Source organism: Klebsiella sp. K47 (assembly GCF_051858335.1).
Lineage (GTDB): Bacteria > Pseudomonadota > Gammaproteobacteria > Enterobacterales > Enterobacteriaceae > Klebsiella > Klebsiella pneumoniae.
The window spans coordinates 1-26,192 of sequence record NZ_JBPYUI010000026.1; the positions used below are offsets into that span (position 1 = coordinate 1).

General features: G+C 57.4%; 23 protein-coding genes and 2 tRNA genes (1 of these 25 running past the window's edge). 2 read left to right on the forward strand and 23 right to left on the reverse strand.

The features are described from left to right. The 10 genes from rlpA to leuS form a co-directional block, all read right to left on the reverse strand. Positions 1–866: endolytic peptidoglycan transglycosylase RlpA (gene rlpA, locus RRF55_RS21470; protein ID WP_439419166.1), on the reverse strand; the 866-nt coding region annotated here is incomplete at its 3' end. 11 nt (positions 867–877) lie between these two features. Then, positions 878–1,990: a peptidoglycan glycosyltransferase MrdB gene (gene mrdB, locus RRF55_RS21475; RefSeq protein ID WP_002894613.1), complete on the reverse strand. Its 1,113-nt coding sequence runs from the start codon at positions 1,988–1,990 to the stop codon at positions 878–880. Continuing rightward, on the reverse strand, positions 1,990–3,891 hold the full coding sequence (gene mrdA / locus RRF55_RS21480; RefSeq protein ID WP_002894617.1) for a peptidoglycan DD-transpeptidase MrdA: 1,902 nt from the start codon (positions 3,889–3,891) through the stop codon (positions 1,990–1,992). Before mrdA ends, mrdB begins: the two co-directional genes overlap by 1 nt. Positions 3,892–3,918: 27 nt before the next feature. Then, entirely contained in the window at positions 3,919–4,386 is a 468-nt protein-coding gene (rlmH, locus tag RRF55_RS21485) for a 23S rRNA (pseudouridine(1915)-N(3))-methyltransferase RlmH (RefSeq protein ID WP_002894620.1), read from the reverse strand. Between the two features lie 3 nt (positions 4,387–4,389). Then, positions 4,390–4,707, reverse strand: a complete 318-nt coding sequence (gene rsfS / locus RRF55_RS21490) for a ribosome silencing factor (protein ID WP_002894623.1) — start codon at positions 4,705–4,707, stop codon at positions 4,390–4,392. 222 nt (positions 4,708–4,929) lie between these two features. Next, positions 4,930–5,559: an adenosylcobalamin/alpha-ribazole phosphatase gene (locus RRF55_RS21495; RefSeq protein WP_021441419.1), complete on the reverse strand. Its 630-nt coding sequence runs from the start codon at positions 5,557–5,559 to the stop codon at positions 4,930–4,932. A gap of 72 nt (positions 5,560–5,631) precedes the next feature. Then, the gene (gene nadD / locus RRF55_RS21500) at positions 5,632–6,282 is read right to left on the reverse strand and encodes a nicotinate-nucleotide adenylyltransferase (protein WP_025368344.1); all 651 of its coding nucleotides are present in this window, start codon (positions 6,280–6,282) and stop codon (positions 5,632–5,634) included. Further along, positions 6,275–7,306, reverse strand: a complete 1,032-nt coding sequence (gene holA / locus RRF55_RS21505; protein ID WP_002894692.1) for a DNA polymerase III subunit delta — start codon at positions 7,304–7,306, stop codon at positions 6,275–6,277. Before holA ends, nadD begins: the two co-directional genes overlap by 8 nt. Continuing rightward, the gene (gene lptE, locus RRF55_RS21510; RefSeq protein ID WP_002894693.1) at positions 7,306–7,896 is read right to left on the reverse strand and encodes an LPS assembly lipoprotein LptE; all 591 of its coding nucleotides are present in this window, start codon (positions 7,894–7,896) and stop codon (positions 7,306–7,308) included. The genes holA and lptE overlap by 1 nt, the downstream gene beginning before the upstream one ends. A 14-nt stretch (positions 7,897–7,910) precedes the next feature. Further along, positions 7,911–10,493, reverse strand: a complete 2,583-nt coding sequence (gene leuS, locus RRF55_RS21515; protein WP_004147581.1) for a leucine--tRNA ligase — start codon at positions 10,491–10,493, stop codon at positions 7,911–7,913. Positions 10,494–10,719: 226 nt separating this feature from the next. Here leuS and RRF55_RS21520 point away from each other — a divergent pair, with 226 nt between their 5' ends. Then, on the forward strand, positions 10,720–11,202 hold the full coding sequence (locus RRF55_RS21520; RefSeq protein ID WP_002894699.1) for a zinc ribbon-containing protein: 483 nt from the start codon (positions 10,720–10,722) through the stop codon (positions 11,200–11,202). 45 nt (positions 11,203–11,247) lie between these two features. Here RRF55_RS21520 and RRF55_RS21525 read toward each other — a convergent pair whose 3' ends face one another. The 11 genes from RRF55_RS21525 to miaB all read right to left on the reverse strand — a co-directional run bounded on the left by RRF55_RS21525 (position 11,248) and on the right by miaB (position 24,513). Beyond that, positions 11,248–13,041 carry a filamentous hemagglutinin N-terminal domain-containing protein gene (locus tag RRF55_RS21525; protein WP_002894701.1) on the reverse strand — a complete coding sequence of 598 codons (1,794 nt, stop codon included), beginning with the start codon at positions 13,039–13,041 and terminating at the stop codon, positions 11,248–11,250. 65 nt (positions 13,042–13,106) lie between these two features. Then, a complete protein-coding gene (locus RRF55_RS21530; protein WP_004176875.1) occupies positions 13,107–14,777 on the reverse strand; it encodes a ShlB/FhaC/HecB family hemolysin secretion/activation protein in 1,671 nt (556 codons plus the stop codon). 381 nt (positions 14,778–15,158) lie between these two features. Beyond that, positions 15,159–15,884 carry an amino acid ABC transporter ATP-binding protein gene (locus RRF55_RS21535; RefSeq protein WP_021441422.1) on the reverse strand — a complete coding sequence of 242 codons (726 nt, stop codon included), beginning with the start codon at positions 15,882–15,884 and terminating at the stop codon, positions 15,159–15,161. Beyond that, complete coding sequence (gene gltK / locus RRF55_RS21540; RefSeq protein WP_004212642.1) at positions 15,884–16,558, reverse strand: glutamate/aspartate ABC transporter permease GltK; 675 nt, start codon at positions 16,556–16,558, stop codon at positions 15,884–15,886. The genes RRF55_RS21535 and gltK overlap by 1 nt, the downstream gene beginning before the upstream one ends. After that, a complete protein-coding gene (locus RRF55_RS21545; protein WP_002894709.1) occupies positions 16,558–17,298 on the reverse strand; it encodes an amino acid ABC transporter permease in 741 nt (246 codons plus the stop codon). Before RRF55_RS21545 ends, gltK begins: the two co-directional genes overlap by 1 nt. 164 nt (positions 17,299–17,462) lie before the next feature. Then, positions 17,463–18,374 (reverse strand): amino acid ABC transporter substrate-binding protein, encoded by a 912-nt coding sequence (locus RRF55_RS21550; RefSeq protein ID WP_002894712.1) that lies wholly within the window; start codon positions 18,372–18,374, stop codon positions 17,463–17,465. A gap of 354 nt (positions 18,375–18,728) precedes the next feature. After that, entirely contained in the window at positions 18,729–20,267 is a 1,539-nt protein-coding gene (gene lnt, locus RRF55_RS21555) for an apolipoprotein N-acyltransferase (RefSeq protein WP_004179036.1), read from the reverse strand. Between the two features lie 125 nt (positions 20,268–20,392). Beyond that, positions 20,393–21,271, reverse strand: coding sequence for a CNNM family magnesium/cobalt transport protein CorC (corC, locus tag RRF55_RS21560; RefSeq protein ID WP_004197606.1), 879 nt, complete (start codon positions 21,269–21,271; stop codon positions 20,393–20,395). 147 nt (positions 21,272–21,418) lie between these two features. After that, positions 21,419–21,892 (reverse strand): rRNA maturation RNase YbeY, encoded by a 474-nt coding sequence (gene ybeY, locus RRF55_RS21565; protein ID WP_002894722.1) that lies wholly within the window; start codon positions 21,890–21,892, stop codon positions 21,419–21,421. Continuing rightward, complete coding sequence (locus RRF55_RS21570; RefSeq protein ID WP_004176871.1) at positions 21,889–22,935, reverse strand: PhoH family protein; 1,047 nt, start codon at positions 22,933–22,935, stop codon at positions 21,889–21,891. Before RRF55_RS21570 ends, ybeY begins: the two co-directional genes overlap by 4 nt. Before the next feature lie 153 nt (positions 22,936–23,088). Next, entirely contained in the window at positions 23,089–24,513 is a 1,425-nt protein-coding gene (gene miaB, locus RRF55_RS21575; RefSeq protein ID WP_002894730.1) for a tRNA (N6-isopentenyl adenosine(37)-C2)-methylthiotransferase MiaB, read from the reverse strand. A 179-nt stretch (positions 24,514–24,692) separates the two neighbouring features. On the opposite strand from miaB, the gene ubiF reads away from it, so the two are divergent. Continuing rightward, positions 24,693–25,868 (forward strand): 3-demethoxyubiquinol 3-hydroxylase, encoded by a 1,176-nt coding sequence (ubiF, locus tag RRF55_RS21580; RefSeq protein WP_040088679.1) that lies wholly within the window; start codon positions 24,693–24,695, stop codon positions 25,866–25,868. Between the two features lie 119 nt (positions 25,869–25,987). Here ubiF and RRF55_RS21585 read toward each other — a convergent pair. Together RRF55_RS21585 and RRF55_RS21590 are read right to left on the reverse strand one after the other, a co-directional pair. Then, positions 25,988–26,062 (reverse strand) — tRNA-Gln (locus RRF55_RS21585). Positions 26,063–26,137: 75 nt separating this feature from the next. Further along, a tRNA-Gln gene (locus tag RRF55_RS21590) sits at positions 26,138–26,192 on the reverse strand; it runs 120 nt beyond the window's last position.

Sequence of the window (26,192 nt, forward strand, 5' to 3'; positions counted from 1 at the left end):
GCCGAAGCGGGCGCCACCTTACCCTGACTGGAGCCAGGCGCGGTCACTGGCGCTGTCGGCGTGGCGCCGGCGGCAGGAGCCGTCGCGGCGGCTGCCGCTGGTTCGCTACTCTCCAGCACGCCGTTGTTCAGGGGCGTCGGCGCGCCGAGGAAACCGCCGCTGTTCACCGGCGCGCCCACGCTGTCTGCCGGCGTCAGCGTGCTGTTGCTGATCGGGCGAACGTCAGTGGGCGCGGGCTGGCTCATGCCAGCGGCGTCCCCACCGTCCAGATTCGGACGGGCGGGCAGGGCGTAAGTCTGTTTGGCGACGGTGGTACAGGCCATCCCCGGGCCGGAAAGCGAACCGTCAGGCGCGACGATGATGGGGTCGATGCGCACTTTGGTGTTGTTGGAGGTGTTCAGGCGGTCAGCGGATGCGCGGGAAAGCGAGATGACCCGATCGTTGCCATAGGGACCGCGATCGTTAATCCGCACGACGATCATCCGTCCGTTGGCAAGGTTAGTGATCCGCGCGTAGCTCGGGATCGGCAGCGTCGGGTGCGCTGCGGTCAACTGAGTCGGATCGAAGGCTTCGCCGCTGGCGGTCAGGTTGCTGTTGGGTTCTGCGTCATAGATCGCCGCGAAACCGGCCTGAGTAAAGTTGGCCGGATCCTGAACGATTTTGTAGCTTTTACCGTCGCGCTCATAATCCTGATTCGCCGTGGCGTTCGGCGTTTCATATTGCGGATCGGCGCCGCTGATCTCAACCGTCGGGCCATTACAGACGGCCGGCTGTGGAGTACTGACCGTTTTTTGTTGCACGTCATCACTCGAACATGCCGCCAGCAGCCCCGCTGCTATGCAGATCCCCAGCCATTGCTTACGCATTGCTAACCCCTTTAAACGCTTTTCGACAACATTTTTCTGTGGGTATGGATCGACATTACGATACCAAACCCGGCCATCAGTACGATCAGGGCGGAGCCCCCGTAGCTCACCAGCGGCAACGGTACGCCCACCACCGGTAAAATACCACTCACCATACCAATATTTACGAAGACATAAACGAATAAAATCAACATTAAACCACCGGCCATGACCCGGCCAAAGGTGGTTTGCGCCTGGGCGGCGATCCACAGTCCGCGCATAATCAGCAGAATATAAAGCGCTAGCAGGATCAGTACGCCAATCAGGCCCAGCTCTTCGGCGAGGACGGCGAAGATAAAGTCGGTGTGGCGTTCCGGCAGAAACTCCAGCTGCGACTGGGTGCCGTGCAGCCAGCCTTTGCCGCGCAGACCGCCGGAGCCAATGGCAATTTTAGACTGAATAATGTGATAGCCGGCGCCCAGCGGGTCGGTTTCCGGATCGAGGAGCATCATCACGCGCTGACGCTGATAGTCGTGCATCAGGAAGAACCACAGGATCGGAATAAAGGCGGCGACCAGCACCACGGCGATACCAATCAGGCGCCAGCTGAGGCCGGAGAGGAACAGCACAAACAGCCCGGATAGGGCGATCAGGATCGAGGTCCCGAGGTCAGGCTGCGCCGCCACCAGCAGCGTTGGCAGGAAGATTAGCACCAGGGCAATGCCGGTGTTCTTCAGCGACGGTGGACAGACATCGCGGTTAATAAACCGCGCCACCATCAGCGGCACGGCTATTTTGGCGATCTCCGACGGCTGAAAGCGCACAATACCGAGATCCAGCCAGCGCTGCGCCCCTTTGGAGATGGCGCCGAAGGCGTCAACGGCTACCAGCAGGATGATACAGAAAATATAGAGGTAGGGCGCCCAGCCTTCATAGACCCGCGGCGGGATCTGCGCCATGACGATCATGATCACCACGCCCATGGCGATCTGGCCGATTTTACGCTCCATCATGCCGACGTCCTGACCGCTGGCGCTCCAGATAACCAGCGCGCTGTAGGTCAGCAGCGCCAGCAGGATAAGCAGCATGGTGGGGTCAAGATGGATTTTATCCCATAGCGATTTTTTGTTCGGATTATCCGTCATTATTGATCCTCCCCTGCGGTTACCGCCGGGTTTTCGCTTGGCAGCGTAGTGTTGTTATCGCCCAGCATGATGTGATCGAGGATCTGGCGCATAATGGTACCGACCGCCGGGCCGGCGCCGCCGTTTTCCAGAATCATCGCCACGGCAACCTGCGGGTTGTTATAAGGCGCAAACGCTGTCATCAGTTTATGGTCGCGCAAGCGCTCGGAGATCCGGTGCGCGTTATAGGTTTCGTTGGCCTTCAGGCCGAACACCTGAGCGGTACCTGACTTGGCCGCGATTTTATACGGCGCGCTGGCGAAGTATTTGTGCGCGGTGCCGTTGCCGCGGTTGGCCACGCCGTACATGCCGTCTTTGGCGATTTCCCAATAGCCGGAATGGATATCGCCTACCGGCGGCTCATGGGGCTGGACCCAGGGTACGGGCTTGCCGTCTTCCACGGTGCTCTGCAGCAGATGAGGCACCTTCACCACGCCGTCGTTAATCAGGATCATCAGCGCTTTGTTCATCTGGATCGGCGTGGCGGTCCAGTAACCCTGGCCGATGCCCACCGGAATGGTGTCCCCCTGGTACCAGGGTTTCTTAAAGCGCTTGAGCTTCCATTCGCGGGTCGGCATGTTGCCAGAGCGCTCCTCGGAGAGGTCGATACCGGTGTAGTGGCCGTAGCCAAACTTGCTCATCCACTCTGAGAGACGGTCGATGCCCATGTCATAGGCGACCTGGTAGAAATAGGTATCTGCAGACTCCTCGAGCGCTTTGGTGACGTTCAGATGGCCGTGGCCCCACTTTTTCCAGTCACGATAGCGTTTCTCTGAGCCAGGCAACTGCCACCAGCCGGGGTCGAAGAGGCTGGTGTTGCGGGTGATCACCCCGGCGCTCAGCGCCGAGACGGCGACGTACGGTTTGACCGTCGACGCCGGCGGATAGACCCCCTGCGTTGCTCGGTTGACCAGCGGTGTGTTCGGGTCGTTGAGCAGCGCGGAGTAATCTTTGCTGGAGATGCCGTCGACGAACAGGTTCGGGTCATAGCTCGGGGTTGAAACCAGCGCCAGAATAGCGCCGGTACGCGGGTCGGTCACCACCACGGCGGCGCGGCTGCCGGCCAGCAGCGTTTCAATATACTGCTGCAGCTTGAGGTCGAGGGTGAGGTAGATGTCGCGTCCGGCCTGCGGAGGCACCTCTTTCAGCTGACGAATGACGCGGCCGCGGTTGTTCACTTCAACCTCTTCGTAGCCGGTCTGACCGTGCAGAACGTCCTCGTAATAACGCTCTATACCCAGCTTCCCAATGTCGTGCGTCGAGGCGTAGTTGGCCAGCTTGCCCTCTTTATCCAGGCGGTCGACGTCTTTATCGTTAATTTTTGAGACATAGCCAATGACGTGAGTCAGCGCCGAATTATAGGGGTAATAACGACGCTTGTAGCCTTTGACTTCCACGCCGGGAAAGCGGTACTGGTTGACGGCAAAGCGGGCCACCTGCACTTCGCTGAGGTTGACCTTTACCGGAATCGAGGTAAAACGATGGGAGCGGGCGCGCTCCTTTTTGAAACCGGCGATGTCATCGTCGGTTAAATCGACGACGTCGCGTAGCGCATCCAGCGTCTGCTGTACGTTATCGACTTTCTCCGGCATCATCTCCAGCTGGTAAATGGTGCGGTTAAGCGCCAGCGGGGTGCCGTTGCGATCGTAAATAATGCCGCGGCTCGGCGGGATCGGCACCAGCTTGATGCGGTTTTCGTTCGAGCGCGTCTGATAGTCGTCGAAGCGAACGATTTGCACATTGTACAGGTTGGCGATCAGAACGCCGGTAAGCAGCAAAATCCCCAAAAAAGCGACCAGCGCCCGGCGCACGAACAGCGAGGATTCAGCCGTATAGTCGCGGAAAGAATTCTGTAATTTCATTCGCTGCTTAGTCTACCCTGATCATCATTACTCACGGTGGTACGGGTGGTTGGTGGTGATGCTCCACGCCCGGTACAGACTCTCGGCCACCAGTACGCGCACCAGCGGGTGAGGTAAGGTGAGGGTGGAGAGCGACCAACTCTGTTCCGCCGCTGCTTTACAGGCGGGAGAGAGACCTTCCGGGCCGCCTACCAGTAAACTGACGTCGCGCCCGTCCTGTTTCCAGCGTTCCAGTTCGCGCGCCAGCTGCGGTGTATCCCATGGTTTACCCGGAATATCCAGGGTCACGATGCGGTTCTTACCGGCAGCGGCTAACATCATCTCGCCCTCTTTTTCGAGGATGCGTTTGATATCAGCGTTCTTACCGCGCTTACCGGCAGGGATCTCCACCAGCTCGAACGGCATATCTTTGGGAAAACGGCGCAGATACTCGCTAAAGCCGGTCTGTACCCAGTCCGGCATTTTGGTGCCAACGGCCACCAGCTGCAACTTCACGCATTAACTCCAGAGTTTTTCCAGCTCGTACAGACGACGGCTCTCTTCCTGCATGACGTGGACCATCACGTCGCCGAGGTCGACGACGATCCAGTCGGCGGCGGCTTCCCCTTCAACGCCCAGCGGCAGCATGCCGGCGGCGCGGGACTCCTGAACCACGTGGTCGGCGATAGACATCACATGACGCGTGGAGGTGCCGGTGCAGATAATCATGCAATCGGTGATGCTGGATTTGCCATGTACATCAATGGCAACGATGTCCTGACCTTTCAGGTCATCAATTTTGTCGATAACAAAATCCTGGAGTGCTTTACCCTGCAAGTGTTCCCCCTGGGTGCGTGAAGATTGATAATCATAAAGAGCCTGACAGTATACCTGAACTGATGAAAAAGTCGGGTGAAATGTCTGTCGGCAGGCGTTCGTGGCGGGCTATCATCCCATCCCTCGCCGCGGATTGCATCGCCATTTTTGTAAAACAATTTCTGCAAACCGGCTTTGGCGGATGCTGCCTGGCAGCGGAGAATAACAGCCTGCTCTGGCCTGTCAATGGTCTGGCGGGAATTCTTCTTGCGGCTGCCAGACGGCCTGGCTATTTAATACCCGCAGGGTGGTGAAATCGTCGCGGATTTCGATGAGGCTCCAGGCGCCATGGGCAATGGGAAAGTGCCACATCGCCGCCGCAGGCATCTGCAACAGCAGGGCGGTCAGCAGGCTCAGGACGCCCTGATGGCCGACGATCAGCAGATGGTCAAGATGGCGGCAGTCGGTCAGCGTTGGGATAAACTCGCTGACGCGGCGGGCAAAATTCTGAAAGCTTTCGCCGTTGGTGGGGGCCGCATGCTGCCAGTCGGCACACCAGGCGGCATAGTTTTCCGCATCTTCTCGCTGGAGGTCGCGATGATGACGCATCTCCCAGTCGCCGAAAAACATCTCATTGAGCGCGGGATGGCGCTCACGCGGAATAGCGCGGTCGCCAAGCAGCAGATCGGCCGTTGTCCCGGTCCGCGCCAGCTCGCTACAGAATACTATATCGAAAGGCGCCAGGCGCAGCCGTTCGCCGAGCGCGCGCGCCTGAGCGACGCCGCGCGGCGTCAGGGGCGTTGGGGCATGGCCGCTGTATAACCCGGCAACGTTGGCTTCGGTTTCGCCATGGCGAACTAACCACAATTTCATGAACAGGCTCTGACAGGCGATGAAAAGATGGCGTTACGATAGCGCTTTTTTCGCGCCAGGCCCAGCCTGGGGTCAGCAATAGAGTCCCTGCTCGCGGATGTAATCCAGCACGGCGGCAGGCAGCATCTCGTCGCAGGACTCGCCGCGCTCAAGGCGCTGGCGGATGATCGTCGCGGAAATATCGAACCACGGCGTCTCAGCCAGGTAGATCACGCCGGAAGGGCGGTTATGCAGAGACTCCACGTCGTGGGTTAAATGGCGATCCAGCCAGCGCTGATCCGCTTCCTGCGCCATGGTCAGCGGGTAACCCGGGCGGCGGCAAACAATCAGGTGGACATTGTCGAGAATGGTTTCATAGTTGTGCCAGGTGGGAAAGGTCAGTAGCGAATCCTGGCCAATGATAAACGCCAGCGGTTTGCGCGGCCCTTGCTCCTGGCGCCACTCCTGCAGCGTTTGCGCCGTCCAGGAGGGGGTATCGCGCCGTAGTTCGCGTTCATCGAGCGTGAACAGCGGTTTATCGGCAATCGCCAGCTTCAGCATGTGCACGCGCTGGGCGCTGGTGGCTTCCGGCTGCGGCCGGTGCGGCGGAACGTTGTTAGGCATGATGATGACCTTGCTCAGGCCAATCTGATTCGCCAGGATCTCAACCGGCTTGAGGTGACCGTAATGCACCGGATCGAAGGTGCCGCCATAGATTGCCTGTAACTGAGTCATATCAACCATCAATAAAAACGTCCGCCAGGGCTTTGTGGCAGAGCAACAACGAAAGACTTTCCAGTTCGGGCCAGACGTCGTGCCCGTAATCCTGTTTAAAGGTGAGCTCCGCGCGGGTCAGAAGGGTCACCGCCTGGCGCAGCTGTTCCCCGCTCAGGCGCGTGAGGGCGTCGCTGAGCAGCTGACGGCGGTTTTGCCAGACCCGGTGTTTATCAAACAGCGAGCGCAGCGGCGTGTGCGTCGCCTGGCGCTTGAGGGTAACCAGCAGCAGCAGCTCCCGCTGCAGAGTACGCAGCAGGATCGCCGGCTCGCAGCCTTCAAGGCGTAACTGCTGCAGGACGTGCAGCACGCGCTTACTTTTGCCTGCCAGTAGGGCATCGACCCAATGGTAAGGCGTAAAGTGCGCGGCATCGTTTACCGCTTGCTCAACGCGGGGCAGGGTTAGCTTACCGTCCGGCCAGAGCAGCGCCAGACGCTCCAGCGCCTGCGCCAGCGCCAGCAGATTGCCTTCGTAACAGTAGCACAGCAGCTGACTGGCCGCGTCATCGAGCTGCAGCTGATGCTGTTTGGCCCGGGCGGCCAGCCAGCGCGGCAGCTGCGCGTATTCCGGCGTCTGGCAACTGACCTGGACTGCGCGCTGAGCCAGGGCGGTGAGCCATGCGGCATTCTCCTGGGCTTTGGTCAGCTTATTTCCGCGAACTATCAGCAGCAGGTCGTCGTGCAGCAGGCCAACCAGCGTGGCGAGCTGTTCATTGATCGCCGCGTTGGGGCCGTTTTCCGGTAGGATCAACAGCAGGGTTTGCCGGCTGGCAAACAGGCTCATCGCCTGGCTTAAGGCGAAAATCGCCTGCCAGTCGGTGCTGTTGTCGATTGAAAAAGTATGGTGCTCGGTAAAGCCCTGCGCGGCAGCAGCTTCGCGAATGGCGTCCTGGCTTTCCTGCAACAGCAGGGGATCGTTGCCAAGCAGCAGATAGGCCGCGCGCAGCCCTTCAGTGAGCTGCGCGCGGAGCTGTTCCGGGTACAACCGAATCATCATTGACCCAGCGTGGTGGAGACGCGGTTACCCGAGGAAGCCGGCGCCGCGCTGCTGGCGACCGGTTTCTCTTCCTGCTGGGTTGCTTCAACATCCGCTACCTGAACGCTTGGCAGCTTACGAATCAGCTGTTCCGCCGCTTTGTCGTACATTTCCTGGATAATCATATCCTGCTCGGCGTCTTTCGCTAATGCCGCCTGCGGGTTATCAAAGAACGACCGATAGACCTTGGTGGTAATCGGATAGATATCGTGACCCGGGATCAGGACGCTGGCATGAACGGTCATGACCATCTGATACTCCGCCGTACGACCATCCTGGAACACCGATGCGGTATCTTTCTGAATCGACGAGCCATCGAGGCGCAGAGAAGGGACATCTTTACGCAGCGTGCTGGCGTCGATCAGTTCCACGCCGTTAAGACGCAGCTGATTACGTACCGCGCGGCTTAACGGGCCGTTCGGATCGCTCGACTGGAAAATCATGGTTTTCATGGTGGCGGGCACCTTGGTAGTGCTACGCAAATGCCAGCCACAGCCGGCGGTGACGAGCACCGCCAGAGATAACAACATTGTTACCAGATATCGCACGCTTCCTCCCGCGCTTAGCCAACGACCAGATTGAGCAGTTTACCCGGAACGTAAATCACTTTACGCACGGTTTTACCGTCGAGATATTTCGCCACCAGATGTTCCTGGCCGGCGCGCTCGCGAACCTGCTCTTCAGTTGCATCTACCGCAACGGTAATTTTACCACGAACTTTGCCATTGACCTGGACGACGACGAGGGTGCTGTCTTCCACCATCGCGCTCTCATCCGCTACCGGCCACGGCGCGTTGTCGATATCGCCTTCGCCGTTCAGCTCACGCCACAGGGTGAAGCTGGCGTGCGGAGTGAACGGGTTGAGCATACGCACCACCGCCAGCAGAGCTTCCTGCATCAGCGCACGATCCTGCTCATCTTCCTGCGGCGCTTTCGCCAGCTTGTTCATCAGCTCCATGATTGCCGCGATGGCGGTGTTGAAGGTCTGACGACGGCCGATGTCATCGGTCACTTTGGCGATGGTTTTGTGGATATCGCGACGCAGCGCTTTCTGATCTTCGCTCAGAGCCGCCACGTTCAGTGCCGCAACCTCTCCTTTAGTGGTGTGCTCGTAGACCAGTTTCCAGACGCGTTTCAGGAAGCGGTTCGCCCCTTCAACGCCAGATTCCTGCCACTCGAGGGTCATATCCGCCGGGGACGCAAACATCATGAACAGACGCACGGTATCCGCGCCGTAGCGCTCAACCATCACCTGCGGGTCGATGCCGTTGTTTTTCGACTTGGACATCTTACTCATGCCGGTGTACACCAGCTCGTGGCCCGCCGCGTCTTTGGCCTTCACGATGCGGCCTTTTTCGTCGCGCTCAACGATGGCGTCAACCGGGGAAACCCAGTTACGTTCGCCGTTTTCGCCCACATAGTAGAACGCGTCAGCCAGCACCATGCCCTGGCACAGCAGCTGTTTCGCCGGCTCATCGGAGTTCACCATGCCCGCGTCGCGCATCAGCTTATGGAAGAAGCGGAAGTAGAGCAGGTGCATGATGGCGTGTTCGATACCGCCGATGTAGATATCTACCGGCAGCCAGTAGTTGGCCGCTTTCGAATCCAGCATTCCTTCCTGATACTGCGGGCAGGTGTAGCGCGCATAGTACCAGGAGGATTCCATAAAGGTATCAAAGGTGTCGGTTTCGCGCAGCGCCGGCTGGCCGTTGACGGTGGTCTTGGCCCATTCAGGATCGGCTTTGATCGGGCTGGTGATGCCGTCCATGACCACGTCTTCCGGCAGGATCACCGGCAGCTGATCTTCCGGGGTCGGCAGCACGGTGCCATCTTCCAGGGTCACCATCGGGATCGGCGCGCCCCAGTAGCGCTGACGGGATACGCCCCAGTCGCGCAGACGGTAGTTAACTTTACGCTCGCCCACGCCCATGGCAGCCAGTTTGTCGGCAATGGCGTTGAAGCCCGCTTCATAATCAAGACCGCTGAACTCGCCGGAGTTAAACAGGACGCCTTTCTCGGTCAGCGCCTGCTCGGAGAGATCCGGCTCGGAGCCGTCGGCAGCGAGGATAACCGGCTTAATGTTCAGACCGTACTTGCTGGCGAACTCGTAGTCGCGCTGGTCGTGACCCGGAACGGCCATTACCGCGCCGGTGCCGTATTCCATCAGCACAAAGTTTGCCGCCCAGACCGGAATTTCTTCACCGGTCAGCGGATGAATGGCTTTAAAGCCGGTATCGACGCCTTTTTTCTCCATCGTCGCCATGTCGGCTTCGGCCACTTTGGTATTGCGGCACTCGTCGATAAAGGTGGCCAGCGCCGGATTGTTCGCCGCAGCCTGCTGCGCCAGCGGGTGACCCGCCGCGACGGCCAGGTAGGTACAACCCATAAAGGTGTCCGGACGGGTGGTGTAGACAGTCAGTTTGTCAGCGTAGTCGTTGACGTCAAAGGAGATTTCTACCCCTTCCGAACGGCCGATCCAGTTGCGCTGCATGGTCTTCACGGTGTCCGGCCAGTGGTCCAGCTTATCCAGATCGTTCAGCAGTTCATCGGCGTAGGCGGTGATTTTAATAAACCACTGCGGGATCTCTTTACGCTCGACCTTGGTATCGCAGCGCCAGCAGCAGCCGTCGATAACCTGTTCGTTGGCCAGCACGGTCTGGTCATTCGGGCACCAGTTCACTGCGGAGGTTTTTTTGTACACCAGGCCTTTTTTGTACAGCTCGGTGAAGAACTTCTGCTCCCAGCGGTAGTATTCCGGGGTGCAGGTCGCCAGCTCGCGGCTCCAGTCATAGCCGAAGCCCAGCATTTTTAGCTGGTTTTTCATGTAGGCGATGTTGTCGTAGGTCCACGGCGCTGGCGCGGTGTTGTTTTTCACCGCCGCCCCTTCTGCCGGCAGACCGAACGCATCCCAGCCGATCGGCTGCAGGACGTTTTTGCCCAGCATGCGCTGGTAGCGGGCAATCACGTCGCCGATGGTGTAGTTACGCACGTGACCCATGTGTAGTCGACCAGAAGGATAAGGAAGCATCGACAGGCAGTAATACTTCTCTTTGCTCTCGTCTTCAGTTACTTCAAATGTACGATTTTCGTCCCAGTGAAGCTGGACTTTCGATTCTATCTCTTCCGGGCGGTATTGCTCTTGCATGGCAGCCAGTGGTCCTGTTTTCAATACAGCTACAAAGTGTAGCCAATGGATGTGTTATTTCAGATCGGCATAGCATAGCCCAAACGCCCACGTCAAAACAGCTTTTCGCACATCAACATCGGCAAAAGCTGCGCAGATTATTTCGCGACTCTGTGGCTTGTCAGACACAGCGGGAGAGGAATAAGGTCTATTATCAGAAGACGTTAACCCCACCGGAGGCGAAATGATGAACAAGGTTGCTCAATATTACCGTGAACTGGTCTCCTCGCTCAGCGAACGGCTCCGCCATGGAGAGCGCGATATCGACGCGCTGGTGACGCAGGCGCGGGAAAAAATCGTCCGCGCCGGCGATCTGACGCAGAGCGAGATCGAGTCGGTGATTGCGGCGGTCAAGCGCGACCTAGAGGAGTTTGCCCGCAGCTACGAAGAGAGTCACGAAGACGAGAGCGACAGCGTGTTTATGCGGGTGATCAAAGAGAGCCTGTGGCAGGAGCTGGCTGATATCACCGACAAAACCCAGCTCGAGTGGCGGGAAGTCTTTCAGGATCTGAATCACCACGGCGTGTACCACAGCGGCGAAGTGGTCGGTCTGGGCAACCTGGTCTGCGAGAAGTGCCACTATCACCTGGCGGTATACACCCCGGACGTGCTGCCGCGCTGTCCAAAATGTGGCCACGATCAGTTCCAGCGTCGGCCCTTCGAGCCCTAAGCGTGCGAAAAACGATGCGCGAGGCTTCGCGCATCGTGGTTTGTCTTATTTCACCGTGTTGACTTCGGTGCTCTTGAAATACTGTTTTCCACCCATGTCGCTAACATATTTCTGCGATGAGTTCAGTACCAGCTTGTCAGCAGTTAACGTCCCGACGCCGCATTTCGCCAGGCCCAGTATGCCGCAACTTTTACCACCATTGACCACTTTGGTGGCGGTTAACGTCATGTTGCCGCCCGCGCTGAGGGTTGAATAATTGTAGATCGCGCCTTTATTTTTGGTATTTAAGGTCAGGTCGCCGGTGCTGCTGATCTGCCCTTCGTTGGTGATATCTGAGTAGGTCGTGATTGAAATATTTTTGGCAGTAATATTGCCATAATTATTCACTACGCCGTGATCGGTGGTGATATCGGCGGCATTCATATAACCATTTTGGTTCAGCCAGTAGCTGTGGGCGGTAATGGCGTTGGTTGCCTCAATACGACCACTGCTGCTTTGCGCCAGCGTTCCATTGGTCTGCAGATTGATATTTTCGCCGGTGATATTGCCGAGGTTATAGATCTCGCCCGTATTGGCGCTGCCGTCCTGTGTAAGCGACTGAATGGTGGTTTGGCCAGTAGAGTTAATATTGCCGGTGTTTTTAAAGCTGTCGCCGACAAACGTCAGGCTGGTGTGTTTGGCGCTGATTTTGCCTTCATTGAGGAAATCACCGATTGCCGTGGCGGCAATCTGGTTATTTGACAGCAGGGAGGCTTTTTCTTCGTTGCGGATTTTCCCGCCGCTGGTCAGGCTTAATCCACTGGTGCCGGTCATCGTGCCTGAGTCGCCGTTGGTGATGTTGCCGTTAGCGGTGGCAATCAGCTGGCCGCCGGAGAGAGAACCGGTGTTAACGATATAATCGCCACTGGAGAGCATTAAATAATAGGCGCCGGCGATGCTACCGTCATTGGTGATGCCCGTGACGGTGGAAACCTGGCTCAGCAAACCTTTGCCCGTTATTGACCCTTTGTTCAGTAAATTACCGTTGCTGGTGAGCATCAGCGTGCCGTTGGAGATAATAGAACCCTTATTACGTACGCCAAAGCCGATGTTATTGCCGACCATGCTGATGCTGTTGGCCTCAATGCCGCCAAGGCTGCTGACGTCGATGCTGTACTGCGGGTTAACCGTCATCTGGATCAGGGTGGCCTTTTTACCGGCGGAGGTCACCGAGCCAGAGCTGTTATCCATGGTGAAGTTGCCCGCGCTGACCAGGGCGTTGTTGGCCTGCACTTTACCGTTAATCTTAATCGCGTCGGCGAGCAGAACCGCGTAGCCGTTGGCGGCGTTCATGCCATTTTCGCCGATGGTGAGGGTGCCGCCCGTTACGGTATAGCTGCCGATGGCGCCATCGTCGGTCATATTAACCTTGCCGGTGGTCAGGATAGCCTTGTTGGTATTAACAAAGCTACAGCCGGAACAGGTGATGCCGTTCGGGTTGGCGATTACCACATCCGCTTTCTGACCGTTGACTTCGATAAAGCCCTTCAGGCTACTGGCGTTTTTGGAGGTCACCTCGTTCAAAATCACCGAAGCGCTGCCGGCGGTCAGATTATTGTTGCGGGCGATATTGCCAAATGTGCTGTGGCTGACATCATCGCCGCTGTTATTAAGGATGGTGCCATTGGTGCCGACGTTGAAGTCGCGGTACAGGTTATGGGAGACACCGGCGGCGTTCGGCTTTTCAATATCGATAACCGTGGCGCCGGAAGAGTGCGTATAGCTTGTGGGGTCGGCATAAACTACCGACGAGGTTAATACTGCCGCCAGTGCGACATAAGAAGCCTTAAACTTAAACATTTTCTTTATTCCTTTAAATAATGATTAATAAATAATGTAAATATGACGAGTCAATAATGTGCGAATTAATACCTCCACTGTAATGAAAAGCCCATATTCAGGGCGTCGCTATGAAACTTATCCGGTTTACTCAGCGGGGTACTAATAAACAGATCGTACTGCGTTGACCATAGCTGACCGCGCAGCCCGCTGACGGCGCCGGAGAGCACTTTGCCTTTTTGATATAGATCGGCGCCGATAAGGCGGCCTATATCCGCGCCCAAATAGAATTGCCGCTCGTGGGTGGCCAGATCCCAGATAAAATCGTTGCGCCAGTACCATCCCTGATTGCCGGACAGGCTGTTTTCACCGTCAAAACCGCGCACGCTCCAGCGACTACCAATATTGAATTTATTATCGGAAGCGAGTTTGTCCGGGCTGAACTGGGCGCTGAGGCGGGGAGCCCAGGTAAATTTGTCGCCGGTGGCGTCAAATTTCATCATTGCCTGCAGATTACCATGCACAATCCGCGACAGCGGGCTATACAGCCCGGCCTGCTCTTCCGGCGTTGCTGTCGAGCTGAGCCACGGCAGGCTGCGCTGGATGCCGATGCTGGCATCAACAATCTTTTTGTTAAAGTAGTGCTGGTGGTTGAGGGTGAATTCCCATGAGGGGTTCTGCTTGCGCATCACCAGTAGCTCACTGCCGCCGAAGTAATAATGCGAGGTGCTCTTGGCGATCCGCAGGTCAGCGGTGGTTTTTTGCTGCCGGGTGTGGGAGAGCAGACGACTCAGCGTGGCGCTGTAGTAGCGATTTTTACTCTTATAATCCATCGTCGACCAGTTGCCGTTAAACTGCTGACGATACTGGCTGTATGCCCCGTAGGCGCTTAGTGTCCAGTAGCCAAAGGGAATGGAGTAATACAGGCTGCCGTTGTGGTTGCCGTCGTTATGCTGATTGAATTCAATATCGCCCCCGCCGGAAAGGTACAGGATATCGTTGAGGGTGGTCAGGTCATAGAGATAGAGGGCCCCGCCGGCCTGGTAGCGTCCGCTGGCTTTGCTGCCGGCGTCGTCAAGCCAGGCGCCAAGCTGCCATTTTTTCGCCAGGCTGCGGGCGATCTGGATATCGCTTTCTCCCTCGTGTTGGCCCGGCAGCAGTTTCATGTGCGCGGTGGCGCCGGGCAGACGCTGCAGGTTGGCCATCCCTTGCTCAAGGTCGCTTAAGCGCAGGATAGTACCGGAAGAGGTGGGTAGGGAATTCCACAGGCGGGTGGTGTCCGAGCCGTCGGCATAGTCGATAGCGCCCACTTTGCCATAGTGCAGCGTGAACCTGAGTATGCCGTGCTCCAGCGACTGGGAGGGCACATCAATCAGCGAGGTGATGTAGCCTTGCGCGATCAGCTCATTTTGCAAGGTATAGGCCAGCAGGCGAATGCCTTCGCTGCCCAGGCAGCGTCCCTGCGCCTGCCGCGCGGTTTTCGCCAGTAATTTCCGGGTGAGCGCCTGGTTATCGGAGTCGATATCGACCCGGTTGATCAATTTGCAATGCGTTTCCTCAGGAAAAGGGATACCCTGCGGCGCCACGCGCTGTTGTGAAGACTGAAAATCCTGTTGCTGCGGCGCCAGCGCCTCCTGGCGGGCTTTATCCTGCTCCGTCTGGTGAGTAGAAGAGGCCAATGGCGCGGCCCCGGCGGCTGAGGTGCCCGCCAGCGTGATAAACAGCAGCCCGGTGAGCGTGCGAGATCGAATTAACATGAAGCAATATCCATTTGTTTCATTGGTTTGGTGGCGCATCCATTATTCTGCGAGCGGCAGAGAATATTGATGGCCTTTATTTCGGCATTTAGGCGCAGGCGAGGTCAGGCAAGAATATTATATTCAATTAATAAAATAATCGTGCGACGAACCTGTTACGAGGCGTTATATGCTAGCGGCGGCGGCAATGCCGGTCCACGAATTCATTATTGAATTCTTTATGAATTGATCGATTTAATAAATAAGCTCAGCTTTTATCGCCGAGGTTTATTGGGTACGTAAATGATAGTAGCGATAATCTGCCGCATAAATAACATTGGCGAATAATATGGCGGAAAAGATTAACTGCGCATACCGGGCGGTATGCGCAGAGAAAAACCATCAATGAAGTATTTTGGCGAGGAAATCTTTGGCACGCTCGGATTGCGGATTGGCAAAGAAGGCCTCTTTATCGGCATCCTCGACAATCTTCCCTTCATCCATAAAGATCACCCGGCTCGCCACCTTGCGGGCAAAGCCCATCTCATGGGTCACGACCATCATGGTCATCCCCTCGTTGGCCAGTTCGACCATAACGTCCAGCACCTCGTTAATCATCTCCGGGTCAAGCGCTGAGGTGGGCTCATCAAACAGCATGGCGATTGGGTCCATACACAGGGCACGGGCAATGGCCACGCGCTGCTGCTGGCCGCCGGAGAGTTGCGCCGGGTATTTTTCCGCATGCGCCGCCAGGCCAACGCGCTCCAGCAACTTGAGGCCTTTCTTGCGCGCTGAGGCTTTATCGCGGTTAAGCACTTTGACCTGCGCCAGCGTCAGGTTGTCGATAATCGACAGATGCGGGAACAGTTCAAAATGCTGAAACACCATGCCGACGTGCGAGCGCAGTTTAGCCAGGTTGGTCTTTTTATCGTTAACCACGGTGCCATCGACAATAATCTGCCCCTGCTGTACCGGCTCAAGGCCGTTCACAGTCTTAATCAGCGTGGATTTACCGGAGCCTGACGGCCCGCAGACCACCACGACTTCGCCTTTTTTCACTTCCGTGGAGCAATCGGTCAGCACCTGAAAGTGACCATACCATTTTGAAACGTTTTTCAGGGTAATCATTACACAGTCCTTTTCTTCAACCAGCTGACCAACAGCGAGGCGCTGAGGCTAATCACAAAATAGACGCCGCCCGCGAACAGGATCATTTCGACCTGGGTTCCGTCACGCTCGCCAATGGTGGAGGCGGTACGGAAGAAGTCGGCGAGACTCAATACATACACCAGCGAGGTATCCTGGAACAGGACGATCCCCTGGGTTAGCAGCAGCGGCACCATGGCGCGGAAGGCCTGCGGCAGGATCACCAGCCGCATTGACTGCCAGTGGGTCATCCCCAACGCCAGCGCGGCGCTGGACTGGCCGCGGGAGATGCTCTGAATGCCGGCGCGGATAATCTCTGAATAGTAGGCGGCTTCGAACATCGAAAACGCCACCATCGCCGAGATCAGGCGAATATCCGTTTTCGGCGACAGTCCCAGCACGTTCTGCAGGAAGCCCGGGACAATCAGGTAGAACCACAGCAGGACCATCACCAGTGGGATTGAGCGGAATACGTTGACGTAGGATTTAGCAAACCAGGCCAGCGGCATAAAGCTGGACAGGCGCATAACCGCCAGCAGGGTGCCCCAGACGATGCCGACCACGATGGCGATCACCGTAATCTTAAGGGTGATCACCAGCCCTGCCAGCAGATAGGGCATGGAGGGAACGATCGAACTCCAGTCAAAATCGTACATTATTTGCCTCCCATATTGCCAGGCAGGCGAACCTTACGCTCGACCACATACATAATCAGCATAATCACCGCGTTGATGAAAACATAGGCCAGGGTGATGGCGGTAAAAGACTCCCAGGCATGAGCGGAGTAGTCCAGCAGTTTGCCCGCCTGCGCGGCCATATCGGCCAGACCGATGGTGGAGGCGATGGCCGAGTTTTTCACCAGGTTCATCATCTCCGAGGTCATCGGCGGCACGATAACGCGGTAGGCGTTCGGCAGCAGCACGTAGCGGTAGGTTTGCGGCAGGGTCAGGCCCATCGCCAGGCCGGCGTTCTTCTGCCCGCGCGGCAGCGACTGGATGGCGGCGCGTACCTGCTCGCAGACGCGAGCGGCGGTAAACAGCCCCAGGCACAGCATGGAGGAGACAAAGAATTGAATGTTTGGGTCCAGCTCCGATTTAAACCACATGCCGATATTTTCCGGCAGGAACTCCGGCACCACCAGGTACCAGGTAAAGAACTGCACGATCAGCGGCACGTTGCGAAACAGTTCGACATAGCAGGTGCCAATGCCCGAGAGGAAGCGATTGGGTACCGTGCGTAAAATGCCGAACAGTGAGCCGACGAGAAAAGCGATGATCCAGGCCGAGATGGAGAGGGCGACGGTGATTTGAAAACCGCTCCACAGCCAGCCCAGGTAGGTAGTGTTGCCGAAGGGGGCCTGTTGCAGGAATATCCCCCAGTTCCAGTCTATTGACATACATGACTCCTGGAAAAAAAAGGGTAGCCAGTGCTACCCTCGAAGACGGTTGTCCAGCTTGTTTCGGTATTCGCGGCGGCTGGGGAACGACCAGCCGCCGTATAGTCTGTCCGTGCTGTGACAATCATCGGGAGGGCAGGATATCCCGCCCCTGGTTGTTATAATTAGTTCAGTGCTTTGTCGTTAGGTGATTTGAACAGCGCTTTCATGTCGTCCGACAGCTCGAAGTTGAGGTTAAGATTTTTTGGCGGAATCGGGTTTTTGAACCATTTGTCAAACCACTTCTCCGCTTCGCCAGAGGTCTGAGCCTGGGCGACGGTTTCATCAACCAGCGCCTTGAACGTCGGATCGTCCTTCCGCAGCATGCAGCCATAGGCTTCCTTCGACTGCGGGGTGCCGACGATTTCCCAATTATCCGGTTTCTTCGCCTTGGCGCGTTCGCCAGCCAGCAGGGCATCATCCATCATAAAGGCCACGGCGCGTCCGCTCTCCAGGGTGCGGAAAGAGTCGCCATGATCTTTGGCGCTGATAATGCGCATATTCATTTTTTTCTCATCGTTCAGCTTATGCAGCAGGATCTCTGAGGTGGTTCCGGAGGTGACGACGACCGCTTTATCCTTCAGGTCCGGGAAATCTTTGATCGGACCGCCTTTCTTCACCAGCAGACGGGTACCGACCACGAAGATGGTATCGGAGAAGGCCGCCTGTTTCTGGCGCTCAAGGTTGTTGGTGGTTGAGCCACACTCGAAATCAAAGGTGCCATTCTGCAGCAACGGGATACGGTTCTGCGAGGTGACCGGGATCAGTTTGACCTGCAGATCGGGTTTGTTCAGTTTTTTCTTGATGGCATCGACGATGGCGTTGGAATAATCCTGAGAGTAGCCCACAACCTTCTGCTGGTTATCGTAGTAAGAGAACGGGACCGAAGATTCACGATGGCCGACAACGATAACCCCGTTTTTGGCGATCTTATCCAGGGTGTTCTGGCCAGCCGCCGGGGCAGCATCTTCCGCCTGCGCCAGACCAGCGGTCATTCCCATTACCAGCATTGCCGTGGCCAGTTTACGTAATTGCATATCCAACTCCTTATCCGCAGCGTCAGCGACGCTATTGATACCCATTGTGATTGTGTGTGTTGTTATTGGGGGCACGCGTCCACGTGCCGCATTTGTATGTGTTTGTTAGCATTTAGTTTGGCTTAATGTAAAGATTTTGCTGCTTTATTGTTTATTTTTGCGAAGCGCTCCGCACCAATCGGAGGCAAATATCTTCCATTGCACCAAAATAGCGCGACCACCGATCGTTTCTGGTGCAACCTGGTTGCACTGGGTCGGACGATGCCGCTACCAGGTTAAATAAAGCAATGACTGTGCCAGAGTGGCAGATGATGGGAAGAAAAAGCCGGCGACGGGCGTCGCCGGCGGAGAAACTTATCGGCGACGCTGGCGCAGGCTCATCAGCAGCGCGGCGAAACCAAACAGCGCCGTCAGCGCCCATAGCGGCCAGTTGCCGGTGCGGGCGTAAGGGGTTAAGCCGCTGGCGGGGGTCACGGTGGTGGTCAACACCTCGCGGGTAAACTGCGGGATCATCTTCTGGATCTCGCCGCGCGGGCCGATCACCGCAGTAATGCCGTTGTTGGTGCTGCGCAGCAGCGGGCGGGCCAGCTCCAGGGCGCGCATTCGCGCCATCTGGAAGTGTTGCCACGGGCCGATGGACTTGCCGAACCAGGCGTCGTTGGAGATGGTCAGCAGGAAGTCGGTGTCCGGCCGGAAGTTATCCCGCACCTGTTCACCGAGGATTATCTCGTAGCAGATGGCCGCGGTCAGCTTCAGGTTATGCGCCATCAGCTGCGGCTGCACGTAGGGGCCGCGGCTGAAGGAGGACATCGGCAGGTCAAAGAACGGCGCCAGCGGACGCAGAATCGACTCCAGCGGTACAAACTCGCCGAACGGCACCAGATGGTTCTTGTTGTAGCGGTTGGTCGAGTCGTAGCGGTACGGGTTATCTTTGCCGAGAGTAATGATGGTGTTGTAGGTATCGTAACGGTTCTGCTTGTTGAGACGCGCATCGACAATGCCGGTGATCAGCGAGCTGTCTTTTGCGCGCAGCAGATCGTCCATCATGCTGAGGAACTGCTGCTGGTTGATCTCCAGATCCGGGATCGCCGATTCAGGCCAGATAATCAGCTGCGAGTGGCCGATATGCGGCTGGGTCAGCGCCAGGTAGGTTTTCAGGGTATTGACCAGCTGCTTTTCGTCCCATTTCATGGCCTGTGGGATATCGCCTTGCACCAGCGAGACCTGGGTCGCGCGCGCCGGCAGCAGCTGATACCACTGGATATAGCGCAGCGGGAACGGCAGGGCGAACAGCAGCGCGGCAATCGCCAGCGGCTTCCAGTTGCGCTGGACGAGGGCCAGGGCCAGCAGGCCGCTGACTACCATCAGCAAGAAGTTAATCGCCTCGACGCCCATCACCGGCGCGAGGCCTTTCAGCGGGCCGTCAATCTGGCTGTAGCCGAACTGTAGCCACGGAAAGCCGGTCAGCACCCAGCCGCGCAGGAACTCGGTGATTTGCCAGACGACAGGGGCAGCGATAGCCATCCGTATCCAGTTAGTTTTAGGCCACAGACGGGCGAGCAGGCCGGCAAACAGGCCGGTGTAGAGCGAGAGATAGGCCGCCAGCAGAACGACGAGGAAGACGTTAACCGGGCCGGGCATTCCGCCAAACTGAGCGATGCTGACATAGACCCAGTTGATACCCGTGCCGAACAGCCCGAGTCCCCAGAAATAGCCGATCCCGGCGCTTTGCAGCGGGCGTCGGTTGAGGGTTAACGCCTGCAGACCGATCAGCGAAACGATAGCCGCTGGCCAGAAGTCATAAGGTGAAAAAGCCAGCGTTCCGCTGGCTCCAAACAACAGCGCCAGCAACAGACGTACGCGCTGGCGTTCAAGAAGAGAGGCAAATACCATTTAGGTTAATCGTCCCGTTAATTAACGCCTGCTGCTACAGGCTATTCTTTTTGCCAGCCGGACGCGGGGCTCCTACAACCGTGTATGACTCGCGGTCTCCCGGCTGGCCATTTCAGCGCTACCGCTTACTCTTCCAGCTTCGGCTGGGGAGCGTCATCGGGCAGCTTTACATGCACCTGAATGATACGACGACTATCTGCCATTGCTACCTTGAATTGGTAACCATCAATGTCGATAGATTCGCCGCGGGCCGGCAGATGGCCGAAGGCCTGCATCACCAGCCCGCCAATGGTATCCACTTCTTCATCGCTAAAGTGCGTGTCGAAGGCGTCGTTGAAGTCTTCGATGGAGGCCAGGGCGCGCACCGTCCAGGTGTGGCGGCTCAGCTGGCGGAAATCGATATCTTCTTCTTCGTCGTACTCGTCTTCAATTTCCCCGACGATGAGCTCAAGGATATCCTCGATGGTCACCAGGCCAGAGACGCCGCCGAATTCGTCAATAACGATCGCCATATGATAGCGCTGTGAGCGAAACTCTTTCAGCATGCGGTCGACCCGCTTGCTTTCCGGGACGACAACCGCCGGCCGTAACACTTTTTCCATGCTGAAGGCTTCGGCGTCGCTGCGCATAAACGGCAGCAGATCCTTGGCCATCAGAATCCCTTCGATGTGATCTTTATCTTCACTGATGACCGGGAAACGCGAGTGGGCGGATTCGATGATGACATCCAGGCACTCGTCCAGCGTCTGGTTGCGCTTCAGGGTTATCATTTGTGAACGGGGGATCATAATGTCGCGGACCCGCTGGTCGGCGATATCCATTACCCCTTCGAGCATGTCACGCGTATCTTCATCGATAAGATCGTTCTGCCCGGAATCACGGATCAGCGCCAGCAGTTCATCGCGGTTTTTCGGTTCCCCGTGAAAAAGCTGGCTGAGTAACAGGGAGAAAAATCCCTTTTTGCTGTTTACTGTGTCACTACTGTGTGAATTGTCGTCGCTCATGGCGTCGTTTGGGTTCTCATGTTGATTTAACTGTCGCTCGTCGCGCGTAAACTCAGCGCCGGACGGCATGGGTTGCCTGACTTTCTGGCAGGTAAAACGCAGAAACAGCGGCCGGATGAGGCGCAAGCACCGCCATCCGGCTGGGCGCTATTCCGCAATCTTCTCGGAAATGTACGGGTCCTCATAGCCCAGAGCAAGCATTATCTCTGTTTCAAGGCCTTCCATCTCTTCCGCTTCGTCGTCTTCGATATGATCGTAGCCCAGCAGATGCAGGCTACCGTGCACCACCATATGCGCCCAGTGCGCCTCCAGCGGCTTACCTTGCTCGCTGGCTTCCTGCTCTACCACCTGACGGCAGATGATCAGATCGCCGAGCAGCGGCATTTCAATTCCCGGCGGCGCTTCAAACGGGAAGGAGAGGACGTTGGTCGGCTTATCCTTGCCGCGATAGGTCAGGTTCAGCTCATGGCTTTCTGCAACGTCGACCAGACGAATCGTTAACTCTGACTCCTCCTGAAACGGCGGAATGACGGCGTCGACCCAGCGTTGAAAAAGGGCTTCGTCCGGCAGGCCGCTGGTCTCTTCGCAGGCCAGCTGTAAATCGAGGATCACCTGACTCATTTTTGCTCCTGTTCCTGGGCTTCGCGTTTGCGCTCGGCGGCCAGCTCTGCTTTACGTTTCTGGTCTGCGGCTTCCCATGCCTCATAGGCGTTCACGATGCGGGCGACCACCGGATGGCGCACCACGTCTTCGCTATGGAAGAAGTTAAAGCTGATCTCATCGACTTCCGCCAGCACTTCGATGGCATGGCGCAGACCGGATTTGGTGCTGCGTGGCAGGTCAATCTGCGTGATGTCGCCGGTGATCACCGCCTTGGAGTTAAAGCCGATGCGGGTCAGGAACATCTTCATCTGTTCGATGGTGGTGTTCTGGCTTTCATCAAGAATGATAAAGGCGTCATTCAGCGTCCGTCCGCGCATATAGGCCAGCGGGGCCACTTCGATGACGTTACGCTCAATCAGCTTCTCCACTTTCTCAAAGCCGAGCATCTCAAACAGCGCGTCATACAGCGGGCGCAGATACGGGTCGACCTTCTGGCTCAGATCGCCGGGCAGGAAGCCGAGCTTTTCGCCTGCCTCGACGGCCGGACGGGTCAGCAGAATACGGCGGATCTCCTGGCGCTCCAGCGCATCGACCGCCGCCGCTACCGCCAGATAGGTTTTACCCGTACCCGCCGGACCCACGCCGAAAGTGATGTCGTGATCGAGGATATTGGCGATGTACTGCGCCTGGTTCGGCGTACGCGGTTTGATTACCCCGCGCTTGGTCTTGATATTGACGGCTTTACCGTACTCAGGCACGCTTTCGGCGCTCTGCTCCAGTACGCGCGCTTCCTTGATCGCCAGGTGGATCTGCTCTGGTTCAATATCCTGAATCTGACCGCGCATTGGCGCTGTGTCGACATACAGGCTGCGCAGAATATCGGCGGCAGCGTGCACGCACAGGGCGCGACCGGTCAGCTTAAAGTGATTGTCACGGCGGTTGATCTCAATGCCTAACCGACGCTCCAGCTGTTTAATGTTGTCGTCAAACGGGCCGCACAGGGCTAACAGGCGTGCGTTATCCGCTGGCTCCAGGGTAATCTCACGAGTGTCTATGTTCAAACTATTCCTCTTTACGCAGGTGGCCGGACGCGGCGCGTGGCCGGCTAATCAGGAAATTATTTACGTCACAGGAAAATGGCGCAAGCATTGCTGTAGATATAGGGACGGAGAGAGGAATTACAAGGCCTGCCGGAACCGACAGGCCTGAAGGGATCATGGCTGGTAAATTCCCACGCCAAGATCGTTCTCTTTACGGGTGCGGGCAATCACTGATTCGGGTGATTCAGCGATACGCAGACCCATCTCCGCTTCGGTGCGCACGATTTTACCGCGCAGCGAGTTGGTATATACATCGACGATTTCGACATCGACAAACTTACCGACGAGGTCCGGGGTACCTTCGAAGTTGACCACCCGGTTATTCTCCGTACGTCCGGAAAGCTCCATGATGTTCTTACGCGAGGTGCCTTCCACCAGGATGCGCTGTACCGTGCCGAGCATGCGACGGCTCCAGGCCATCGCCTGCTGGTTAATGCGTTCCTGCAGGATATACAGACGCTGTTTTTTGTCCGCCTCCGGCACGTCGTCGACCATATCGGCCGCCGGGGTGCCCGGGCGAGCGGAGAAGATAAAGCTGTAGCTCATATCGAAATTGACGTCGGCGATGAGCTTCATGGTCTTTTCGAAATCTTCCGTGGTTTCGCCGGGGAAGCCGACGATAAAGTCGGAGCTTATCTGAATATCCGGGCGCGCTTCACGCAGCTTGCGAATAATCGCTTTATACTCCAGCGCGGTATGGGTGCGTCCCATCAGGTTCAGCACACGGTCGGAGCCACTCTGCACCGGCAGGTGCAGGAAGCTCACCAGCTCCGGCGTATCGCGATAAACGTCGATGATATCGTCGGTAAATTCGATCGGGTGGCTGGTGGTGAAGCGAATGCGGTCGATGCCGTCGATGGCGGCGACCAGGCGCAGCAGGTCGGCAAAGCTGCCGGTGGTGCCGTCGTAATTCTCACCGCGCCAGGCGTTAACGTTCTGCCCCAGCAGATTGACCTCACGCACGCCCTGCGCCGCCAGCTGGGCGATTTCAAACAGGATATCGTCGCACGGACGGCTAACTTCTTCTCCGCGGGTATACGGCACCACGCAGTAGGTGCAGTATTTATTGCAACCTTCCATAATCGAGACAAAGGCGGTCGGCCCTTCGGCGCGCGGCTCTGGCAGGCGATCGAATTTTTCAATTTCCGGGAAGCTGATATCAACTACCGGACTGCGGTTGCCGCGCACGGAGTTAATCATCTCCGGCAGGCGGTGCAGGGTTTGCGGCCCGAAAATAATATCGACATAGTGCGCGCGCTGGCGAATATGGTCGCCTTCCTGGGAAGCCACGCAGCCGCCGACGCCAATAATCAGGTCCGGGTTCTTCTCTTTCAGCAGCTTCCAGCGGCCAAGCTGATGGAAAACTTTTTCCTGGGCCTTCTCACGAATTGAGCAGGTATTGAGCAACAGCACATCTGCTTCTTCCGCCACTTCGGTCAGTTGATACCCATGTGTCGCATCCAGCAGATCGGCCATCTTTGATGAATCATACTCGTTCATCTGACAGCCCCAGGTTTTAATATGGAGTTTTTTTGTCATTGACTTGCTCATGCTCAGTAATAGATATCCAAAACGCGGGGATATATACAGGGTGAATTTCGCATTCCAGGGCGCGTATTGTAATGCTTTGGTCGCCCCCTGACCAGTGCGAGCGTTATCGCCGCAAGAGGGCGAAAAATCCGGTAAACTTAACGGATTCTGTTTTAAGGATAATAGCCATGACAATTCACGTAACAGATGTCGCCATCGTGGGCGGCGGCATGGTCGGCGGCGCCCTGGCGTTAGGGCTGGCGCAACAGGGATTTACCGTGACGGTGCTTGAGAAAGCGGCGCCACCGGCGTTCGATCCGGCATCCGCCCCGGATGTGCGGATCTCGGCGATCAGCGCGGCTTCGGTCGGCCTGCTGAAGAGTCTCGGCGTCTGGGATGCCATACGGGCGATGCGCGTCCACGCTTATCGCCGTCTGGAGACCTGGGAGTGGGAGAGCGCGCACGTCGCCTTCGACGCCGCGGAGCTCAAGCTGCCGGAGCTGGGCTATATGGTCGAGAACAAGGTTCTGCAATGGGGCCTGTGGCAAGCGCTGGCGGCGCATGAGGCGGTTACCCTGCGCGTCGGTAGCGAACTGAAAACGATGCAGCGCGGCGAGACGCAGACGGCGTTGCATTTGCGCGAGGGGGAGACGATCCACGCCCGGCTGGTTATCGGCGCCGACGGCGCTAACTCCCAGGTGCGGGAGATGGCCGGCATCGGCGTGCACGCCTGGCAATATCAGCAGTCCTGTATGCTGATCAGCGTCGAATGCGCCGACGATCCCGGCGACAGCACCTGGCAGCAGTTTACTCCCAGCGGCCCGCGCGCCTTCCTGCCGCTGTTCGACCACTGGGCTTCGCTGGTCTGGTACGACGCCCCGGCGCGGATCCGTCAGCTGCAGAGCATGACCATGGCGCAGCTCCAGCAGGAGATCGCCAGTCACTTTCCGGCGCGGCTGGGGCAGGTGACGCCGCAGGCGGCCGGCGCCTTCCCGCTTACCCGGCGTCATGCGCTGCAGTATGTTCAGCCCGGCCTGGCGCTGGTGGGCGATGCGGCGCACACCATTCATCCACTGGCGGGGCAGGGGGTTAACCTTGGCTATCGTGATGTCGATGCCCTGCTGGAGATCCTGGCGGAAGCGCGCGGCCGCGGCGAAGACTGGGCCAGCCTGCCGGTGCTGAAGCGCTACCAGGCGCGGCGGCGAGCGGATAATTTTATCATGCAGTCGGGGATGGATCTCTTTTATGCCGGATTCAGCAATGACCTGGCGCCGGTGCGGATGCTGCGTAATATTGGCCTGATGGCGGCTGAACGCGCCGGGATGCTGAAGCGTCAGGCGCTGAAGTATGCGTTAGGCTTGTAAAACCGGCTTCCCGGGCAGGGGCGTAGCGGAGAGCACCTGCCCGGCAGTCAGTACGGAGTAAGCATGTCAGGACGCCAATAGCAAAAAAGCCCACCGAAGTGAGCTTTTTTGCATTGAAGTGGCTGGGGTACGAGGATTCGAACCTCGGAATGCCGGAATCAGAATCCGGTGCCTTACCGCTTGGCGATACCCCAATTGTCTGTTGCACTTGACCGTAACTACGCCGGTTGAGGGCAACAGTGCGTTCACTGCTGAACGACTTTTAAATTTGGCTGGGGTACGAGGATTCGAACCTCGGAATGCCGGAATCAGAATCCGGTGCCT

Bases quoted from the DNA above. Each gene is read 5' to 3' on its own strand.
- mrdB (WP_002894613.1), bottom strand. From the start codon at position 1,990: ATGACGGATAATCCGAACAAAAAATCGCTATGGGATAAAATCCATCTT.
- mrdA (WP_002894617.1), bottom strand. From the start codon at position 3,891: ATGAAATTACAGAATTCTTTCCGCGACTATACGGCTGAATCCTCGCTG.
- RRF55_RS21495 (WP_021441419.1), bottom strand. From the start codon at position 5,559: ATGAAATTGTGGTTAGTTCGCCATGGCGAAACCGAAGCCAACGTTGCC.
- nadD (WP_025368344.1), bottom strand. From the start codon at position 6,282: ATGGTTGATATGACTCAGTTACAGGCAATCTATGGCGGCACCTTCGAT.
- holA (WP_002894692.1), bottom strand. From the start codon at position 7,306: ATGATTCGGTTGTACCCGGAACAGCTCCGCGCGCAGCTCACTGAAGGG.
- leuS (WP_004147581.1), bottom strand. From the start codon at position 10,493: ATGCAAGAGCAATACCGCCCGGAAGAGATAGAATCGAAAGTCCAGCTT.
- RRF55_RS21520 (WP_002894699.1), top strand. From the start codon at position 10,720: ATGAACAAGGTTGCTCAATATTACCGTGAACTGGTCTCCTCGCTCAGC.
- RRF55_RS21525 (WP_002894701.1), bottom strand. From the start codon at position 13,041: ATGTTTAAGTTTAAGGCTTCTTATGTCGCACTGGCGGCAGTATTAACC.
- RRF55_RS21530 (WP_004176875.1), bottom strand. From the start codon at position 14,777: ATGTTAATTCGATCTCGCACGCTCACCGGGCTGCTGTTTATCACGCTG.
- RRF55_RS21535 (WP_021441422.1), bottom strand. From the start codon at position 15,884: ATGATTACCCTGAAAAACGTTTCAAAATGGTATGGTCACTTTCAGGTG.
- gltK (WP_004212642.1), bottom strand. From the start codon at position 16,558: ATGTACGATTTTGACTGGAGTTCGATCGTTCCCTCCATGCCCTATCTG.
- RRF55_RS21545 (WP_002894709.1), bottom strand. From the start codon at position 17,298: ATGTCAATAGACTGGAACTGGGGGATATTCCTGCAACAGGCCCCCTTC.
- RRF55_RS21550 (WP_002894712.1), bottom strand. From the start codon at position 18,374: ATGCAATTACGTAAACTGGCCACGGCAATGCTGGTAATGGGAATGACC.
- lnt (WP_004179036.1), bottom strand. From the start codon at position 20,267: ATGGTATTTGCCTCTCTTCTTGAACGCCAGCGCGTACGTCTGTTGCTG.
- corC (WP_004197606.1), bottom strand. From the start codon at position 21,271: ATGAGCGACGACAATTCACACAGTAGTGACACAGTAAACAGCAAAAAG.
- ybeY (WP_002894722.1), bottom strand. From the start codon at position 21,892: ATGAGTCAGGTGATCCTCGATTTACAGCTGGCCTGCGAAGAGACCAGC.
- miaB (WP_002894730.1), bottom strand. From the start codon at position 24,513: ATGACAAAAAAACTCCATATTAAAACCTGGGGCTGTCAGATGAACGAG.
- ubiF (WP_040088679.1), top strand. From the start codon at position 24,693: ATGACAATTCACGTAACAGATGTCGCCATCGTGGGCGGCGGCATGGTC.